The organism is Arthrobacter rhizosphaerae (genome assembly GCF_023062595.1).
GTDB classification, from domain to species: Bacteria; Actinomycetota; Actinomycetes; order Actinomycetales; family Micrococcaceae; genus Arthrobacter; species Arthrobacter rhizosphaerae.
In genome coordinates this window covers 92897-110002 of sequence record NZ_JALLAN010000011.1, presented here as the reverse complement: position 1 = coordinate 110002, position 17106 = coordinate 92897, and the positions used below count along the sequence as shown (strand labels likewise).

The 17106-nt window shown below is 63.3% G+C and carries 16 protein-coding genes; 8 read left to right on the top strand and 8 right to left on the bottom strand.

Features of this window, described 5'->3' with window-relative positions; translation table 11 throughout:
* Positions 1–2: 2 nt before the first annotated feature.
* On the bottom strand, positions 3–1067 hold the full coding sequence (locus MU551_RS15465) for an iron ABC transporter substrate-binding protein (RefSeq protein WP_247046120.1): 1065 nt from the start codon (positions 1065–1067) through the stop codon (positions 3–5).
* 161 nt (positions 1068–1228) lie between these two features.
* Positions 1229–2464 carry a glycoside hydrolase family 76 protein gene (locus tag MU551_RS15460; RefSeq protein WP_247046119.1) on the bottom strand — a complete coding sequence of 412 codons (1236 nt, stop codon included), beginning with the start codon at positions 2462–2464 and terminating at the stop codon, positions 1229–1231.
* 118 nt (positions 2465–2582) lie between these two features.
* Here MU551_RS15460 and MU551_RS15455 point away from each other — a divergent pair, with 118 nt between their 5' ends.
* Positions 2583–3431, top strand: coding sequence for an SDR family NAD(P)-dependent oxidoreductase (locus MU551_RS15455; protein ID WP_247046118.1), 849 nt, complete (start codon positions 2583–2585; stop codon positions 3429–3431).
* Positions 3428–4654 carry an acyl-CoA dehydrogenase family protein gene (locus MU551_RS15450; RefSeq protein WP_247046117.1) on the top strand — a complete coding sequence of 409 codons (1227 nt, stop codon included), beginning with the start codon at positions 3428–3430 and terminating at the stop codon, positions 4652–4654. Before MU551_RS15455 ends, MU551_RS15450 begins: the two co-directional genes overlap by 4 nt.
* 81 nt (positions 4655–4735) lie before the next feature.
* Here MU551_RS15450 and MU551_RS15445 read toward each other — a convergent pair whose 3' ends face one another.
* Positions 4736–5581 carry a DUF1684 domain-containing protein gene (locus tag MU551_RS15445; protein ID WP_247046116.1) on the bottom strand — a complete coding sequence of 282 codons (846 nt, stop codon included), beginning with the start codon at positions 5579–5581 and terminating at the stop codon, positions 4736–4738.
* 308 nt (positions 5582–5889) lie between these two features.
* On the opposite strand from MU551_RS15445, the gene ppc reads away from it, so the two are divergent.
* Together ppc and MU551_RS15435 are read left to right on the top strand one after the other, a co-directional pair.
* A complete protein-coding gene (gene ppc, locus MU551_RS15440) occupies positions 5890–8718 on the top strand; it encodes a phosphoenolpyruvate carboxylase (protein WP_247046115.1) in 2829 nt (942 codons plus the stop codon).
* A gap of 313 nt (positions 8719–9031) precedes the next feature.
* Positions 9032–9337 (top strand): hypothetical protein, encoded by a 306-nt coding sequence (locus MU551_RS15435; protein ID WP_247046114.1) that lies wholly within the window; start codon positions 9032–9034, stop codon positions 9335–9337.
* Between the two features lie 9 nt (positions 9338–9346).
* Here the strand turns inward: MU551_RS15435 and MU551_RS15430 are convergent, their stop codons facing one another.
* Positions 9347–9973 (bottom strand): DedA family protein, encoded by a 627-nt coding sequence (locus MU551_RS15430; protein WP_247046112.1) that lies wholly within the window; start codon positions 9971–9973, stop codon positions 9347–9349.
* A 57-nt stretch (positions 9974–10030) separates the two neighbouring features.
* On the bottom strand, positions 10031–10687 hold the full coding sequence (locus MU551_RS15425; protein ID WP_247046111.1) for a hypothetical protein: 657 nt from the start codon (positions 10685–10687) through the stop codon (positions 10031–10033).
* Positions 10688–10817: 130 nt separating this feature from the next.
* Here MU551_RS15425 and MU551_RS15420 point away from each other — a divergent pair, with 130 nt between their 5' ends.
* The gene (locus MU551_RS15420; RefSeq protein WP_247046110.1) at positions 10818–11339 is read left to right on the top strand and encodes an O-acetyl-ADP-ribose deacetylase; all 522 of its coding nucleotides are present in this window, start codon (positions 10818–10820) and stop codon (positions 11337–11339) included.
* On the opposite strand, the gene MU551_RS15415 is transcribed toward MU551_RS15420, so the two are convergent.
* Positions 11336–12289 (bottom strand): RluA family pseudouridine synthase, encoded by a 954-nt coding sequence (locus tag MU551_RS15415; RefSeq protein WP_247046198.1) that lies wholly within the window; start codon positions 12287–12289, stop codon positions 11336–11338. The two genes, MU551_RS15420 and MU551_RS15415, sit on opposite strands and share 4 nt — an antisense overlap.
* A 184-nt stretch (positions 12290–12473) precedes the next feature.
* Between MU551_RS15415 and MU551_RS15410 the strand changes: the two genes are divergently transcribed.
* Both MU551_RS15410 and MU551_RS15405 read left to right on the top strand, forming a co-directional pair.
* The gene (locus tag MU551_RS15410) at positions 12474–13103 is read left to right on the top strand and encodes a winged helix-turn-helix domain-containing protein (protein ID WP_247046109.1); all 630 of its coding nucleotides are present in this window, start codon (positions 12474–12476) and stop codon (positions 13101–13103) included.
* Complete coding sequence (locus tag MU551_RS15405; RefSeq protein ID WP_247046107.1) at positions 13096–13791, top strand: SRPBCC family protein; 696 nt, start codon at positions 13096–13098, stop codon at positions 13789–13791. Before MU551_RS15410 ends, MU551_RS15405 begins: the two co-directional genes overlap by 8 nt.
* A 151-nt stretch (positions 13792–13942) precedes the next feature.
* Here MU551_RS15405 and yczR read toward each other — a convergent pair whose 3' ends face one another.
* Positions 13943–15421, bottom strand: coding sequence for a MocR-like transcription factor YczR (gene yczR / locus MU551_RS15400; protein ID WP_247046105.1), 1479 nt, complete (start codon positions 15419–15421; stop codon positions 13943–13945).
* Between the two features lie 59 nt (positions 15422–15480).
* Between yczR and yczE the strand changes: the two genes are divergently transcribed.
* Positions 15481–16119, top strand: a complete 639-nt coding sequence (yczE, locus tag MU551_RS15395) for a membrane protein YczE (protein WP_247046103.1) — start codon at positions 15481–15483, stop codon at positions 16117–16119.
* A gap of 94 nt (positions 16120–16213) precedes the next feature.
* Here yczE and MU551_RS15390 read toward each other — a convergent pair whose 3' ends face one another.
* Positions 16214–17065 carry an Fpg/Nei family DNA glycosylase gene (locus tag MU551_RS15390; protein ID WP_247046101.1) on the bottom strand — a complete coding sequence of 284 codons (852 nt, stop codon included), beginning with the start codon at positions 17063–17065 and terminating at the stop codon, positions 16214–16216.
* Positions 17066–17106 lie beyond the last annotated feature (41 nt).

The following is a 17106-nucleotide window of genomic DNA, read 5'->3' as shown; positions in this document are numbered from 1 at the left end:
TTTTAGAGAAGTCCGGCCTTGGTCATCAGCTCGGTGACCTTCTTGGAGTTGAGCTTGGACGCATCCACTGTGGGAGCTTCCAGGTCTGCCAGCGGAGTCAGTTTCTCGTTCGAAGGAACGTCAGAACCTACCGTGTACTCGAAGTCCTTGCCGGTCTGGAGGAGCTCCTGGCCCTTCTTGCCGGTGATGAATGCGAGGAAGGCTTCAGCAGCTGCCTTGTTCTTCGATGAGTTGAGTACGCCGCCGCCGGAGATGGAGACGAATGCGCCCGGATCCTGGTTCTTGAAGTAGTGGCTGGCGATGTTCTTGGAGTTTTCGCCGGTCTTGGCCTGGTCGCCGAAGTAGTAGTAGTGGTAGATCACGCCACCCTCGATCTCGCCGGCGTTGACGGCCTTCATGACGGCACCGTTGCCTTGATAGCCCTTGAAGTTTTCCTTCATGGCCGTCAGCCACTTCACAGTCTCGGCTTCGCCCTTGAGTTCAAGGTAGGCGGAGACGATGGCCTGGAAGTCAGCGCCTGACGGGGAGGCGCCCCAGCGGCCCTTCCAATCAGGATTAGCCAGGTCCGCGAGGGACTTGGGCAGCTTGTCTTCAGTCAGCTTTTCCTTGTTGTAAACGAACACAGTGGAGCGTGCGGCCACGCCGGTCCACTTGTTGGTTGAAGGGCGGTACTCCTCGGGAACCTGCTTTTTGACCTCGTCGGTCAGGTCAGCGAACAGCCCGGCGTTCTCCACCTGCGTCATTGCCGGGGAGTTTTCGGTGATGAAGACATCCGCAGGGGACTTGTCGCCCTCCTGGATGATCTGGTTGGACATCTCGGAGTCTTTGCCCTGGCGAAGGGTAACCTTGACGCCGGTCTCCTTGGTGAATTCCTCTGCCCAGGCTTTGGTCATGGATTCGTGCTGCGCGTTGTAGACCGTGATCTCACCGGAAACTGCGGCGGCTGCCGACGATGTGGCGCCGGCCGTTGCGGCGGGAGTGGCCGAACCGGAGCCACAGGCTGCCAGGCCGAGAGTGGCGGTGGCGAGGAGTGCAATTCCAGCCAGCGCATTGTTGCGGATCTTCATGGGGGCTTCTTTCTGGGGAAACGTCAGCGGACCGGAGTCCTGTGAGCCAAGCAAAATCAGGGGTGCTCACGGGGAAAACTGTAGGTTAGCCAATCCTTACTTCCAAGACGTAATCCGCTTAAGTGACCAGCATCACAAGAATTAGCGCAATGTGGCGTGCCCTAATTGATTTGCGTACTGATTTCGGCATCCGCGAGGGTCGCGGCGGCCTCCAGGATCATCCACGCCTGCAACTGTGTGGAAAGCTCGACGACGGCGCCCGGCGGGTAAGTGGCGGAGGCCGGAATGTCGGGGTTTATAGAAAAAACCATCACTCCTCCGTGCCGTGCCAGCGCTTCCCCGGCCGTGATCAGGCGGCGGCCTTTCCACAGTGCCTCCGCCGTTTCCGTGACCAGCCGGGACGCAGTGGCGCGGATGGCTGCCGGAAGCCGTGGATCGGCGGCGGCCAGTGCGAGGTACCGTGCCAGGATTCCCGTGAACAGGCCGCCGTCGCCGGTGCCCTCACCGCGGAGTACCCGGTCCTTACCCGTCCCGAGGTCCTTGCCGTTGCCGACCTGCGCCAGTAGGGTGAGCGCGCGGTCGACGGCATCGATCAGACCGGCCGCGCGTTTGAGGTTCTGGACGCCGCCCAGTTCCAGCAAGGCACCGAGTACGGGCCCCTGGTTGTAGGTGTAAACGGCGTCCACCAGCTCCTCGCCGCCATCCCGGCGCATCCTTATTCCGTCGAGGTACAGGCCTTTCGCGGGGTCGAACAGTCTTGCCTCAAGCCAGTCCAGCAGCTCCTGTGCCTTGGTGGTGTTCCCGTTCCGGGCGTAGAAGAGGGCCACGGGAGCTGTGGCAGGCGTGTTCTTGAAGTCGCGGGTGGTGTTCCAGAAAGTTCCCCCGCCCAAATGGAGCGTGGAGGCGGAATCGAATTGCAGCTTGAGAGCCGTAAGCATCCGTACATTCCTGCGGCCACCCGGCGTTCCGGTTTCTTCAGCCAGCATCTGGAGGCGCTGGGTGGCCAAGGCCAGCCAGGCCATGTCGTCGTAGTAACTGTTGACGAACGTCAGGAAGTTTCGCAGCCTGATGCCAGTCACCAGGCGGGAAGCGAGCCTCCCGGCACTCAGCCGTCCATCGCCGTCGAACGGGCGGTTCTGCCGCAACTCCCGGCGGGCAGTGTCCACCAGACAATCCAAGTAATGGGCCTGCCACCAGTAATGCCAGGGGTGGGCGGGATTCGGTACACGGCCGGAGGGGCGTTGCACGGCGGCAAGATGCGTGCCGGGCAGGAAGCATAAGCGATGCCCGAACATCCTGGTGATCGACCGCGCAGCCTCGTCCGCACGGGAAGTCCCGCTGGAATCCCTGACAGAATTCGGGACGTGCCCAGGCGATGGAGCGTTCGGGTCACTCATGCTGCCAGCCTAGGGCACTGCCGGCAGGGACGCTCGGAGGTGCTTTCCCATCGAATTCCAGTTAACATGCATTAACTAACGGTCGAGGGTTGGCCGCGTTCCACATCAAGGAGGATGCATGGATATCAGAGGTTCAGTCGCGCTAATCACAGGGGGAGCCTCCGGGCTGGGTGCAGCGACGGCAAGGCGCCTCTATCGGGCGGGAGCGTCGGTGGTTCTCCTGGATCTGGCTTCCTCCTCCGGCTCCGCCTACGCGGCTGAGCTCAACGAAGCCGGTAACCCCAACCAGGCCGCCAAGCTCAATGAAACGGACAGAGCGAACGCCGGGAACCCGCCGTCGAACTCTGCCGTCTTTGCCCCAGCGGACGTCACTGACGAACGTGACGTTCAGGCCGCCGTCGACGCCGCCACCGCCCTGGGTCCGCTGCGGATAGTAGTGAACTGTGCGGGCATTGCCACCGCGGGTAAGGTGCTGGGCCGCGAAGGCGTGCTCCCTTTGGAGGCCTTCAACCGCGTGATCCAGATCAATCTCGTGGGCACGTTCAACGTGGTCAGGCTCGCTGCGGCCGCCATGGCCTCCACCGAGCCGGTCACCACGGAGCTCGGTGGGCCCGAACGCGGAGTCATTATCAACACGGCCTCGGTCGCCGCCTTCGAAGGGCAGATCGGCCAGCCCGCATATGCTGCGTCCAAGGGTGCTGTCGCAGCCATGACCCTGCCGCTGGCCCGCGAACTGGCCCGCTCGCTGATCCGGGTGAACACCATCGCTCCCGGAATTTTCGAAACGCCGATGATGGCAGGGTTGGCCCGGGAAGCGCAGGAATCCCTGGGCCAACAGGTGCCGCATCCCGCGCGTCTGGGACGTCCGGAGGAGTATGCAAACCTGGCGGCCCACATCGTCGAGAACTCGATGATTAACGGCGAAACCATCCGCCTCGACGGCGCCATCCGCATGGGTCCCAAATGACGGCCGAACGGTTGTCCGCTGACTCTCGATCGCTGGAATCACTGCCGACGGCGGACTTCTTCCAGTTCGAGTCCCTGTTGAGCCCCGCCGAAAAGGCCAAGCTGAACGAGTTGCGGGAGTTCCTGGCTGAGGAAATCGCACCGTACGCCACCCAGTGGTGGAACGACGCCGAATTCCCGGCACACATCCTGCCCAAACTGGCGGAACTCCAGCTGAGCACCCCTGCGCAACGAGGGTACAGCCACCTTTTCGCGGGCCTCGTCATTTCGGAAATGACCCGCGTTGACACCTCGATCGCCACGTTCTTCCTCGTGCACCACGACCTTTTTGTGGAGTCACTGTACGGGTTCGGCTCTGAAGAGCAACGGGCGCGGCTGCTCCACGACGCCGCTAACCTTCGCACCACGGGCGCCTTCGCCCTGACCGAGCCGGAGCACGGCTCCGACGTTGCCGGAGGAATGGAGACCCGCGCCCGGCGCATCTCCTCCACGACAGGGAAGGCCGACGACGGCGGTGACAGCTGGGTGCTTAACGGCGCAAAGCGGTGGATCGGCAACGGGACGTTCTGTGACTACCTGCTGGTCTGGGCCCGGGACGAATCCGACGATGCCGTCAGGGGCTTCATTGTGGATGCAAGGCTGCCCGGGGTCACCAGGAGCCGCATCGAGAACAAGATCGCCCTCCGCACGGTTCAGAACGCGGACATTGTCTTCCAGAACGTCAGGGTTGCCGAGGCTGACCGTTTCTCAGGCATCAGCAGTTTCGAAGACACGAAGGAACTTCTGCGGGGTTCCCGCATTATGGTTGCATGGCAGGCTGTGGGCCAGCAGTTGGCGGCGTTCGACGTCGCCCGTCAGTACGCGCTGGAGCGCGAACAGTTCGGCAGGCCGCTGGCGAAGTTCCAGCTCATCCAGCAGCAGTTGGTGACAATGCTGGGCAACGCCGTCGCGAGCCTGGGCATGATGGTGCGGATCGCCCAACTCCAGGAGCAGGGCAACGCGGACATGGCGCAGGTGGCTTTGGCCAAGTCCTATACGAGCGCGAGGATGCGGGAAACCGTTGCCCTGGGGCGTTCCATTCTCGGCGGCAATGGGATTGTCACGGACTACCGGATGGCCAAGATCTTCGCCGACGCGGAGGCAATCTACACCTACGAGGGCTCGTTCGAGATCAACTCGCTCATTGTTGGCCGGGCGGTTACCGGGGTATCTGCGATCGCCTAGCCGTCCTCCGTCCCCCAACTAGGTAGCAGTAGTTGCTGTTCTGAGCGCTCAAAATCGCATCTACTGCTACCCAGTTGGGTGTTAGCCGAGGCTGCCCGCAGGAAGCTTCTCACCCGCAGTCACCTCGACGTCGATCGAATTTCCCTTAACCGGCATGGGGCAGGCGCCGTATGGAGTGAAGGCGCTGGGGTAGTTGATTGCCCGGTTGAAGTCGATCACCACCGAGCCGTCGGGGCGTGGGCGTGGGATGAAGACCTTTCGCCACTCATCTGTGGAGATGCCGTTCGTTTCGTCGTGGAACGTGACGTTGAGGGCGCCGAGTTTCTCTTCCTCGGCATGCAGGCGGATTTCATGCGGAATCCCAGGAACCCGGAACACCACTTCCCCCACTGAGCGGTGCATGCCGTCCACCAGCGGATTTGCCGTGGCGATCGGCACGTCCACGGGCTCCGGGTAGGGTTCGAACCTTCCCTGGACCACCCACCCGGGATCGTAGTCAAAGGTGGGCACGCCGTCGAACCCGGTGAACACCGGAGAGCGTGAATCACGGGTGCGGATGGCATATTTGTGGGCCCGCCTGGCGAGTTCCACCACCACCTGCTTGCCGTCTTCGCCGCCGAACTGTACCCACATCAGCGATTCCTCGTTCGCCAATGAGGCTGAGATGGTGCCGTCGACGGGCTCCGCGGTCTCCACCAGCGTGAGTCCGTCTTTCGCCGCAGCGGTGAGGAACGCCGTCGCGCCTTTGGCTGAGCCTGTGCCGTCTGTTGACCAGAGCCCGGGCACCAGGTCCACGGGGGAGGGCCGGTTCTCCAGCCATTGGAAGGAGGTCAGCGTCAGCCAGCCGTGTTCGCTGGCGAGGGCAGTGTTGCGGCTCTTCCGGAAGCGCTGCCAACGCTCCAGTTGGGCATCAGGCGTGGTGCTCATGGTTCCTCCCGTGCTGGATGTAAGTGCGTTGACGAGTACGTTGGCTGGTGCGTGGCTCCTGCGTTGGCATCAACAGCAGTCCATCATGGTCCATTCCCCGATTCCAGGCGTAGGCTCAGGATATGGCGACGAAGGCGTTGATCAGGCCCGCCCGGCTGGCTGCTGCAGTGACATTATCTGAGACATATTGCCTTTACTAAGGGTGCTGCGGGTAACATCCCCTAGGAACAAGTAACCCGGCTCACAGTATCCAGCGCAGTGTACGAGCCAAGTCCGAACCCTTTCCGAACCCCCGAAAGATAGCTTCCATGGCTGACACTGCATTGAATTCCAGCACCGATCTCGCCAGCACAGATCTGGCCTCCGAACTGCGCGCAGACGTCCGGCGCGTGTCCACGCTCCTAGGTGAATCCCTGGTCCGCCAGCACGGCCCCGAGCTGCTGGACCTCGTTGAGCAGGTCCGGCTCCTGACGAAGGAATCGAAGGAAGCGGCCCGCGGCGGCGCCCAGGCGACAGGCCCGTGGAGCGCGCACGACGTCGTCGCCCAGGTCCGCGAGCTGCTCGGCTCCCTGCCCCTTGAGCAGGCAACCGATCTGGTGCGCGCCTTCGCTTTCTACTTCCACCTCGCCAACGCGGCTGAGCAGGTCCACAGGGTTCGCGGTCTCCGCACCCGCCAGGAGAAGGACGGCTGGCTGGCCAAGGCTGTGGCCGACATCGCCACGCAGGCAGGTCCCGCCGTCCTGCAGACCGTGGTGAACGAGCTCGACGTCCGCCCCATCTTCACCGCCCACCCCACTGAGGCGTCCCGGCGTTCGGTACTGGATAAGATCCGGCGGTTGTCGGACATCCTTGCCGAATCCACCGAAGAAGGAACGTCTGCCCGCCGCCGCCAGGACAGGCAGCTGTCCGAGGTTATCGACCAGATGTGGCAGACGGACGAGCTCCGCCAGGTCCGTCCCACTCCTGTGGACGAAGCCCGGAACGCCATCTATTACCTCAACAGCATCCTCACGGACGCGATGCCGGAAATGCTGACCGATCTGTCCGAGCTCCTGGCCGAACAGGGTGTGACTCTGCCGGCTCATAACGCGCCCATCCGGTTCGGCTCCTGGATCGGCGGGGACCGCGACGGCAACCCGAACGTCACGGCCTCCGTAACGCGTGAGATCCTCCAGCTCCAGAATCAGCACGCCGTCCGGATCAGCATCACCATGATCGACGAGCTGATTTCCATTCTGTCCAACTCCACAGCCCTCGCCGGCGCCGACCAGGAACTGCTCGACTCCATCGAGGCGGACCTCGCGAAGCTGCCCGGGCTGGACCGGCGAGTCCTGGAACTCAACGCGCAGGAACCGTACCGGCTCAAACTGACGTGCATCAAAGCCAAGCTCCTGAACACGGTCAAGCGCGTGGGAGCGGGCTCAGTGCACGAGCACGGCAGGGACTACATCTCCACAGCCGAGCTCATCGAAGATTTCGAGCTGCTGGAGAACTCGCTGCGGCACCACTCTGCGTCGCTTGCCGCCGATGGTGCGCTCGCGCGCGTGCGCCGGGCCATCTCGTCCTTCGGGCTGCACCTCGCCACCCTGGATATCCGCGAACATGCCGACCACCACCATGACGCCGTCGGCCAGTTGATGGACCGCCTTGGCGGACCGGGCATCCGGTACGCCGAGCTGAGCCGCCCCGAGCGATTCGACGTGCTGGGCGCTGAACTTGCCTCCCGCCGTCCGCTGTCAGGTCACCCCATTAAGCTCGACGGCGCCGCCGACGGCACGTACGACGTCTTCCGTGAGATCCGCCGCGCCTTGCGCACCTACGGACCGGACGTCATCGAGACGTACATCATCTCCATGACCCGTGGGGCTGATGACGTGCTGGCTGCGGCAGTCCTCGCGAGGGAAGCCGGGCTGGTCAGCCTCTTCGGTGAGGCGCCGTACGCCAGGATCGGCTTTGCGCCACTGCTGGAAACAGTTGAAGAGCTGCGGGCCTCGGCCGAAATCGTGGACCAGCTCCTCTCCAATGCGTCCTACCGTGAATTGGTCAGGCTGCGCGGCGATATCCAGGAAATCATGCTGGGGTACTCGGACTCCAACAAGGAATCCGGCGTGATGACAAGTCAGTGGGAGATCCACAAAACCCAGCGGAAGCTGCGTGACGTCGCCGCTAAGCACGGTGTCCGCGTGCGTCTGTTCCACGGCCGTGGCGGTTCCGTTGGCCGCGGTGGGGGGCCCACCTACGATGCCATCATGGCCCAGCCGAACGGCGTGCTGGAAGGCGAAATCAAGTTCACCGAGCAGGGTGAGGTCATCTCGGACAAGTACTCCCTGCCCGAACTGGCCAGGGAGAACCTCGAACTTTCCCTTGCCGCGGTGATGCAAGGCTCAGCCCTGCACCGCAGCCCGCGGACGTCCGAGGACGAGCGTGTTCGCTACGGCCACGTTATGGAGATCATTTCGGACGCCGCTTTCGACCAGTACCGGACTCTCATAGATGATCCTGACCTCCCGGCCTACTTCCTGGCATCCACACCGGTGGAGCAGCTGGGCTCGCTGAACATCGGCTCCCGGCCCTCCAAGCGCCCCGATTCCGGTGCCGGACTGGGTGGACTGCGTGCCATTCCATGGGTGTTCGGCTGGACCCAGTCACGGCAGATCGTGCCGGGCTGGTTCGGCGTCGGCTCCGGGCTGAAAGCCGCCAGGGAAGCCGGCCATGCCGGTGAGCTGGTTGAGATGATGGACCGCTGGCATTTCTTCCGCTCGGTCCTTTCCAACGTGGAAATGACACTGGCCAAGACCGATCTGGACATCGCCGGCTATTACGTTTCCTCGCTGGTCCCTGGAGAACTGCACCACCTGTTCCACACCATCCGGGCCGAGTACGAGCTCACCGTCACCGAGATCCAGAACCTCACCGGCGAAAATGTCCTGCTCGACGCCCAGCCCACGTTGAAGCGGTCCCTGGAAATCCGTGACCAGTACCTTGACCCCATCAGCTACCTCCAGGTGGAACTGCTGCGTCGTATCCGGGCCGAGGCCAGCGAGGGCATTTCCGGTGCCGAGATCGATGAGCGCCTCCAGCGGGCCATGCTCATTACGGTCAACGGCGTCGCGGCAGGCCTCCGCAACACGGGATAGACCCACTCCCTCCTACTGACGCTCCCTCACGTTTCGCACGTTTTGGGGTGACGCTCCCTCACGTTTCGCACGTTTTGGGGTGACGCTCCCTCACGTTTCGCACGTTTTGGGGTGACGCTCCCTCACGTTTCGCACGTTTTGGGGTGACGCTCCCTCACGTTTCGCACGTTTTTGGGTGACGCTCCCTCACGTTTCGCACGTTTTTGGGTGACGCTCCCTCACATTTCGCACGCATTTTCTGCCGAGCTCGCGAAATGTGAGGGAGCGTTTGCGTTTTGGGGGCGAAAGGTGAGGGAGGGTTAGGGTTGGATTCATGCCGTCGTTCCAGACCAGACTCAAGATCACGGGGCTGCGGCCTGGTAACCCACCGGAAGCGGTGATGACCGCAGCCGTCGAGGCCTTGGAGACGCGCCATCACGTCGAATCCAACCAGCTTGATATCGCCGGCGGCGTGCCGCAGCTGAACCTCCGCTTTCTGGTGGAGGCCACCGAGTACAACGGTGAGAACAGCCAGGCGAGATCGTCGGCGTCTATGATGCGCGACGCCGTCGAACGGGTGGCAGTCACCGGCTCGCTGCAGGTGCTTCGCCGGAACCGAGGGCGCTGGGCGCCGATTTAGGCGGCGCCGTCAGGACGGGCTTGGGTCTGATTCGGGTTCCTCGACGGGGGAGCGGTTGCCCCGGCGGCGAGTGGCGATCATGCCCACAACCGCCCCGATGACCAGTCCGACCGCGACGCCGATCAGTGAACTGGCCCAAAAGGGTAAACCGGTGGCAGTGCCCGTGAAATAGCCGAGGCCGACGAGCCAGACGGCCCAAAGAAGCGCACCGATTCCGGCGCAAAGGTAGAACGAGCGCGTGGTGACGTCGGCAATCCCGGCGGCGGCCGACGTCGCCAGCCGGCCCCCGGGAATGAACCTGACGCCGATGATGGCGCCGTAGGTAGAGGAACGTCCGGCTTTCTCTATGGCGTGATGCATGCCCTGGTGCAACTTCCGCCCCCACGACCATCTGTCCAACACATGGCTGAGCCGGCGTTTGAAGAGCTGGAACACCACCACATCGCCGATCCAGGAAGAGAAGGCGGCCACCAGTCCCACGAGGAAGACGTTGGCGCGCCCGTCGGCCGAGAGGGCTCCGCCCGTGATCACCACCATCTCGGAAGGGACGAGGGGAAATACCGCATCGGCCAGGACCATGGGGATGAGCCAAAAGTAGATCGCGGCTCCCCAACTGTCAGCATTGCCGATGTCCATGGCCACAAAATACCGTACTTGCCGCTGGTTGGCTCCGTGCCGTCCGGAGTCCGGGCGTCAGGCTTCCTGGATGGCGGTGGGAAGCTGCGATTTTGCACCGTTGTGGCTCAGAAGCTTGCCCGCCCGGAAATACCAGTAGGGCCAGGCGACCCAAGCGGCGGCCCCCAGGGCAATCCCCGCACCGCCAACAGTCCACCGCAGCCACTCGGGCGCCGCTTCCGTGAAGGCGACAGCCGACAAAGGAAGAGCTGCGAGCATTGCTCCGCCGATGAAAACGCCGAGCTTGGCCAGGCTCTTTGGATAACCGTTCATCCTGAGCAACCTGCGATGCGCAAGGAAGAACCACGCGCCCTGAATGACAATGGCCGTCACCGAGATACTTGTTGAGGTGGCGAAGTCCAGTTGGTCGAAAACCAGCAGGAAGGAGCTTGCGGAGCCGGCTACGCAGGCCGTCACAACGGTCCACTTGCCGACTTGTGTCCAAAGCGAGGGGTCCAGGCGGCGGTGAACCTGGAGGATGACGGGAATGACCACCAAGTTGAAGAGGCCGCCGGTAAAATCATTCATCGTGCCAAAAACGAAGGGGCCGTTCTTGGGCACTTCTATCGCGAACATCAGCCCGAGTGTCGCAACGCCGACGACGCCGAGTCCTGCAGCAGCGTAGGCATATTTGGCCGCTGTCCGATCACCAGGAAATTCCCTCGGCAGGTCCATGAACGGGTCCTTTCACCTTATGAGACCCAGGCGGCGTATGACCGCCACTCGAAGGTAATTCTATTCCGGCTCGCGTCTCTCCGGCAGGGCCTGGCCGCCTTCCTGTGCAGGTCAGTGCCAGACTTAAGCCATGCGCATCGAGATCCTTGAAGGCGATATCACCACCCGTCCCGTGGAGGCAATAGTCAATGCCGCCAACTCATCCCTGCTTGGAGGGGGAGGAGTCGACGGCGCAATTCACCGTGCGGCCGGCCCCGATTTATTGGAGGCATGCCGTGAGATCAGGGTAACGCTGCTGCCAGGAGGGCTTCCCGTGGGCGGCGCGGTGGTCACCCCGGGCTTCAAGCTCCCGTCGCGCTGGGTAATCCACACCGTTGGCCCAAACCGGCATGCCGGAGAAACGGATCCGGCGCTGCTGAGATCGTGTTTCCGGGAGAGCCTTCGCGCCGCAGATTCCCTGGGAGCTCAGTCCATCGCCTTCCCCGCCATCAGCGCAGGTGTCTACGGCTGGGAGGCGGGAGAGGTTGCGAAGGCGGCGTTGGAGGCCATGGATAATTTTGCCGCGGAAACGCCGTCCAGCCCGCTTGAGCTCGTGGAGTTTGTCCTGTTCAGCACCGCGACGGCGGACGCGTTCCGGAGCGTTTTTGGCTAGCTCGTCGGTGTGTGCCGAGGCTGAGCTGGGGCATGGCTCAGCTGCAGCCGGCTGCGGTACTCCACGGGTTCCTTGGTGATGGGGTCCACGAACCGTACGCCGCGTGCCAACAGCTGCAACGGCTTGGTGTAATCGTCCGGGGCTTTGTCCAACAGGTCAGGGTAGAAGGCGTCGTTAAGAATGCCGAGCCCCAGCGATGCCATGTGCACCCGGAGCTGGTGGGTCTTGCCTGAGTGCGGTTCCAGGCGGTAGAGCGCTCGCTGCCGGCCGCCGTCGTCGTACGTTGTGAGTCTTTCAATGCGGGTTTCCGCATTGGGTTCTCCGTCGATGACTTCCGCCAACAGGTAGCTGCGGGACTTGGTCATCCGGTTTCGCACCACGACGGGGTACTCGACGGCGGGGTACCCGGCTCCGGGTTCAGCGGCCGACACACACTCGTACTCTTTTTGGAGCTGGCGCTTCTCGAACAGCACCTGGTACTTTCCACGGGTCTCCGGATTGGTGGAGAGAAGCAGAAGGCCTGCCGTCATCCGGTCGAGCCGGTGCATAGGAATCAGGTGGGGAAGGTTGAGCTGGTTCCGGAGCCGCACCAGGGCCGATTCCTGGATATAGGTACCGCCGGGAGTTGTAGGCAGGAAGTGCGGCTTGTCCACCACGAGGAGGTGCTCGTCCTGGTGCAGGATGTTCAGCTCCACGGGAATACGGGTTTCCGGCGGCAACGTCCGGTAGTACCAGATAAAGGTGTGGTCCTCGAGTTTTGTGGCCCGGCTAAGGGGGATTCCGCCTTCTCCGACGATCTCCCCGGCGTCGAACCGGTCCTCGATTCCCTGCGGATCGATGTGGCCCCAGCGGTGCATCATGTAATCCATCGCCGTGGCCCAGGGGCCTTCCACCGGCAGGCGCAGGCGGGTCGCGTTCACGCCGTCGCGTACGGGGAGGGGGGATTGCATCACGGGTCCATTCTACGTTCCCCGTTTCCGGTCACTCTTTCCGCCGCCCAACCCTCCGCCGTTTCGACGGTTCCCTGCACATTCGACGTTCCGAACCATCGATCCGGCGGGGAACCATCGAAATGGAGAACGGACAGAAAAATAGTTCTTGACAAATAAAGTTGTCGGTGGCCATACTTGAACCATGTTGGACATCGAAGTGATCGAGGACCCGGCGGCAGCCGAAGCTTCGCTGGACCCCATCCGTACCCGCATCCTGCAGGAGCTGGTGGACCCGGGCTCAGCCACACAGCTGGCAGCCAAAGTCGGCCTCCCTCGACAGAAGGTCAACTACCACCTCAAGGCACTTGAGCGCCATGGGCTGGTGGAACTTGTGGAGGAGCGGCGCAAAGGCAACGTCACGGAGCGGGTGCTTCAGGCGACGGCGGCGTCGTACCTGATTTCGCCGGTGGCGCTTGCCTCGGTTGCTCCCGATCCCCATCGGTTCTCGGACCGGTTCTCCGCCTTCTGGCTGCTGGCGCTCGCCGGCCGCACAGTCGAGGAGATGGGGAAGTTGATTGCCGGAGCGGCCGTGGCCAGGCAGAAACTCGCCACTTTCGCGATCGACGGCGAAATCACCTTCCGGACCGCTGCGGACCGCGCTGCCTTCGCTGAGGAGCTCGGCGTTGCTGTGACACAACTCGTAGATAAATATCACGACGGCGGGTCCGGCACCGAACGGTCCGGACGCAAGCATAGGCTCGTCGTCGCCCTTCACCCCGCGCTCAAACCATCGAAAACCCAGAATTCAGCCAAGGAGCAGAACAATGACTGACAACAACCGTGAATTCGAGATCGTCGTCGATACCGAGCTGCCCGGAACGCCGGAGCAGGTCTGGGAAGCGGTCACCAAGGACACGCCCGCCTGGATGTTCCCCACGGACCAGTGGCCGGCCGTCAGGACAGTGGACGACTATCCCCGCCACCTGGTCACCCGGATGGACGGTCCGGACGGCTGGTTCAACCAGTTGGAGCACGTTCTGGAACCAGTCGAGGGCGGACGGGCCAAGCTTCACTATGTGCACAGCGGCATCTTCACCGACGACTGGGACCAGCAGTACGACGGCGCGAGCAAGCACACCGAGTTCTACCTCCATACCCTCGGGCAGTACCTGAAGTATTTCAATGGGAAACCTGTCGCGTTTGCGGACGTCCAGGCCCCTGCCTCCTCGCAGAATCCGCAGGGATTTGTGCGGCTCAAGGAGGCCCTTGGGGTCGGGGACTCGGCGCAGGGGCAGTCTGTGGAGTTGGAGCTCGACGGCGTCGGCAGGCTTTCCGGGGAGGTGGACTTCTCGAATGAGCACTTCCTTGGGCTTCGCACATCCGAGGCCATGTACCGGTTCTTCGGCCGCAACTCGTTCGGCGCCCCCGTGGGAATGACCGTGCACGATTTCAGCGGCAAGGCGAGCTCTGAAGAGATCGCAGCGGATTGGGGCGGCTTCCTCGAAAGGGTCTACGCCTAGCCGGGGCTGAACCCCCTCAAGGACACAGATCTGGTCCGGGGACGCGCATATGGACCAAGGACACCCGGATCCCCTGGGTGTCCTTAGGCCGGTGTGGGTGTCCTCAGGCCGTGTGTGCGTCCCATGGGCATTTGCGCGTCCTGAGCTTGGGCTAGGCGATGGCTGCTTGCCTGGATTCCTTCATGGTTCGTCGGAGTTGCGGAAGAGCATTGAGCCGGTCCTGGGCTGAACGCAGCGCATGGACGGCAGTCTCGAGCTGTTCAGGAGGGAGCGTAAAGGGAACCCGCAGGTAGTGCTCGAAGGCTCCGCCGATGCCGAACCGTGGCCCGGCAGCCAGCCTGATGCCGAAGTCCGGTGCGATCACTGTCAGGGCGGTGCTGACCGGGGTGGGCAGCCGGCACCAGACGGAGAGTCCGCCCATCGGCCGCTCCACCTGCCACTGCGGGAGGTGCTCCTGGAGAAGTTCCAGCAGCACAGACCGGTTGTTTCGCAAAGCAGAGAGTCGGGCGGGCATTGGTTCAGTGAGCGCACGGACCAGATGGGCGGAAGCCAGTTGTTCCACCACCGGGCCGCCCAGGTCCAGGGTGCTCCTTGCCGCGGCAAATCGCTGGATCAAGGCCCTGTCTGCGCGGATCCACCCCGAACGCAGCCCGGCCCAGTGGGACTTGCTGAGCGATCCGATGGAAACGACGGCGGAGCTGAACGCTGCCACTGGGGTGGTGGCGACGCCGTCGAGATTCAATTCTCGCAACGTCTCGTCCACCACCAGAATGGTGCCGGACGCGGCTGCTGCCTTCACCAGTTGGCGCCGTTGTGAATCCGGCATGAGCCTGCCTGTGGGGTTATGAAAATCAGGGACGACGTAAGCCATCTTGGGGCGCAACTGCATCAAGGTGGAATTCAGGGAATCGAGGTCCCAGCCCAAACCGCTGACAGGCAACGGGACAGGCACGGGGCGGCAGCCGGCAGCACGAATAGCATCAAGGGCGTTGGGATATGTGGGCTGCTCCACGAGCACACGGTCCTGCCGGCCTGCCAACGTGCGCAACACAATGTTCAGGGCATGCTGGGCACCGGATGTGACCAGAATCTGCTCTTCGTCAGTCGGAACGCCGGCATTGCTGTAGTGGGCTGCTATCGCTTGGCGGAGAGCCGATACCCCGAGGGCGTCGTATCCGAATCCCGGCAGCAGGGCAGGCAATTCAGTGATGGCCGCGGCGAACGCTCTGTGGACCACCTCGCCGCTGGCGGGCAGAGAGGCGTAGGCGAGGTCAAGAAGACCCTCAGGTACTGCAAGGCCCGGGCTGGCTGTCAGGATCCGGTGACCCCCTGGCGGATTCTCCCCCCGTAGTGTGCGCTGCGGGATGCAGGTGCGGCCACGGCTGCCTTGCCTGCTGCTGAGGAATCCCTGCTCCCGAAGGCTGCCGTAGGCGGCGGTGACCGTGGTCCTGCTGACGTCCAGGGTGGACGCCAGGGTGCGTTCACTCGGAAGGGCGACGTCGAGTGGCACCCTCCCGTCAAGGATCAGGAGGCGGACGACGTCGGCCAGTTCGCGGTAGGCGGGCGCGGCACCAACGTTCCACTCGCCCAGGAGACGCGAAAATGCAGTGGGGTTCAAGGATCCGGCCATAGAGCCAGTATCTCAAACTGGCTATGGATTACAAGGCCAGTTGTGGCGAGCATTGTTCAGTGATGACACGACGATTGACACAGCTCTTTATTGGTCTGGCCTTATACGGATTCTCCCTGGCCATGTTTATCCGGGCAGCGCTCGGCCTGGATCCTTGGGATGTTTTCCACCAGGGCCTTGCCGGCAAGGTGGGCTGGAGTATCGGCACGGTGGTTGTGGTGGTGAGCTTCCTGGTGCTGCTCCTGTGGATCCCCCTCCGCCAGCGGCCCGGAATCGGCACGCTCAGCAATGCGGTACTTGTCGGGGTATTTGCCGACGTCGGTCTGTTCCTGATTCCGGAGTTCTCCCACCTCGGAGGGCAGATCGCGCTGTTGGTTGGCGCGGTGCTGCTGAACGGTATCGCCACTGCCTGCTACATCGGTGCGCGCCTGGGCCCCGGTCCGAGGGATGGGCTGATGACTGGTTTGGCCCGCAGGACAGGCTGGTCGGTTCGGCTTTCGAGGACGGGGATCGAAGTTGTGGTGCTGGCGGTGGGGTGGCTGCTGGGTGGGTCAATCGGCGTGGGTACGGTGGTGTACGCGCTCGCGATCGGGCCCCTGGTGCAGCTTCTCCTGCCGAAGTTTATGGTTCCTGAACTTCCATCGATGGCCCTGGACGCTGTGGACAACGAGGAGCAGGTGCCCGCCCAGGCTGCCTGAGAGCAGCCCCTGCGCCGGCATCGGCAACCACCCTTGCGCCGGCAACAGCAGCCGCCCCAAGCAACGGCAGCGCCATCGTCAGGAGGCTGCGGGGTCAGGAGGCTGCTGGATCCGTCTGGCAGCTGGGGCAGAAGTAGATGTCCCGTTCCTCGGTGGCGCCGTTCCTTACTTGGAAACCGTTTCCGAGGACACCTCGGCGGATGGGCGTCCCACAACGCAGGCACGGTTGGTGTTCCCGGCCGTATACCCAGTATCCGGGACGCCCTCCACTGCGGCCTGCGGGTTTTCCCAGAGGGCTCATGACGGTAGTGCGGCGGGCAGACCCGATGTTGGCTTCCAGCAATTGCTTGGCGTCCGCAAGCAGGGCGGGAAGGTCGGCCGCGGCGGAGACCGGCGCAGCCGGGTGGATGCGCGATAGGAAGCAGACCTCACAGCGGTAAACGTTGCCGATTCCGGCGAGGTTCCGCTGGTCAAGGAGTGCCACGCCGATAGGTACCTCGGGGTGGGTGAGTACGCGCCGCTGGGCCTCGTCGGCGTCCCAGTCGGGCCCCAGGAGGTCGGGTCCCAAGTGCCCCACTATGGAGTCCTCGTCCGCGGTTTTGACCACTTCCAGTATGCCCAGGGAGAACCCGACGGCGTCTGCCGCAGCGGTCCTGAGGACGCACCTGGCCGTGAAACCCGGTTTCCGCCACCGGCCACCCGGCGGGTAGACCTGCCAGGCGCCCTCCATTTTGAGATGGGAGTGGATGGTGAGTTGTTCCTGCGAGGGCCCCTGAAGCCTCATGAGCAAGTGTTTGCCACGCGGCACCACTTCTGTGACCGTCCACCCGTCGAGCTTGAGCGTAGCGAAGCGCGGCACCCGGAAGTCCGAGGACAGCAGTTGCTGCCCCGCCAATGCGGAGTGGAGTTGAGCTGCCGCCCGCCAGACTGAATCGCCCTCAGGCACGGGTCCACCAATCAGGCACGGGTCCACCCCTCAGGCACGCT

Excerpts from the sequence above, each read along its gene's own strand:
- MU551_RS15445 (WP_247046116.1), bottom strand. The coding sequence starts at position 5,581 with ATGAGCACCACGCCTGATGCCCAACTGGAGCGTTGGCAGCGCTTCCGG.
- MU551_RS15430 (WP_247046112.1), bottom strand. The coding sequence starts at position 9,973 with ATGGACATCGGCAATGCTGACAGTTGGGGAGCCGCGATCTACTTTTGG.
- MU551_RS15460 (WP_247046119.1), bottom strand. The coding sequence starts at position 2,464 with ATGAGTGACCCGAACGCTCCATCGCCTGGGCACGTCCCGAATTCTGTC.
- MU551_RS15415 (WP_247046198.1), bottom strand. The coding sequence starts at position 12,289 with ATGCAATCCCCCCTCCCCGTACGCGACGGCGTGAACGCGACCCGCCTG.
- MU551_RS15435 (WP_247046114.1), top strand. The coding sequence starts at position 9,032 with ATGCCGTCGTTCCAGACCAGACTCAAGATCACGGGGCTGCGGCCTGGT.
- MU551_RS15465 (WP_247046120.1), bottom strand. The coding sequence starts at position 1,067 with ATGAAGATCCGCAACAATGCGCTGGCTGGAATTGCACTCCTCGCCACC.
- MU551_RS15450 (WP_247046117.1), top strand. The coding sequence starts at position 3,428 with ATGACGGCCGAACGGTTGTCCGCTGACTCTCGATCGCTGGAATCACTG.
- yczR (WP_247046105.1), bottom strand. The coding sequence starts at position 15,421 with ATGGCCGGATCCTTGAACCCCACTGCATTTTCGCGTCTCCTGGGCGAG.
- MU551_RS15420 (WP_247046110.1), top strand. The coding sequence starts at position 10,818 with ATGCGCATCGAGATCCTTGAAGGCGATATCACCACCCGTCCCGTGGAG.
- ppc (WP_247046115.1), top strand. The coding sequence starts at position 5,890 with ATGGCTGACACTGCATTGAATTCCAGCACCGATCTCGCCAGCACAGAT.
- MU551_RS15410 (WP_247046109.1), top strand. The coding sequence starts at position 12,474 with ATGTTGGACATCGAAGTGATCGAGGACCCGGCGGCAGCCGAAGCTTCG.
- MU551_RS15425 (WP_247046111.1), bottom strand. The coding sequence starts at position 10,687 with ATGGACCTGCCGAGGGAATTTCCTGGTGATCGGACAGCGGCCAAATAT.
- MU551_RS15455 (WP_247046118.1), top strand. The coding sequence starts at position 2,583 with ATGGATATCAGAGGTTCAGTCGCGCTAATCACAGGGGGAGCCTCCGGG.
- MU551_RS15405 (WP_247046107.1), top strand. The coding sequence starts at position 13,096 with ATGACTGACAACAACCGTGAATTCGAGATCGTCGTCGATACCGAGCTG.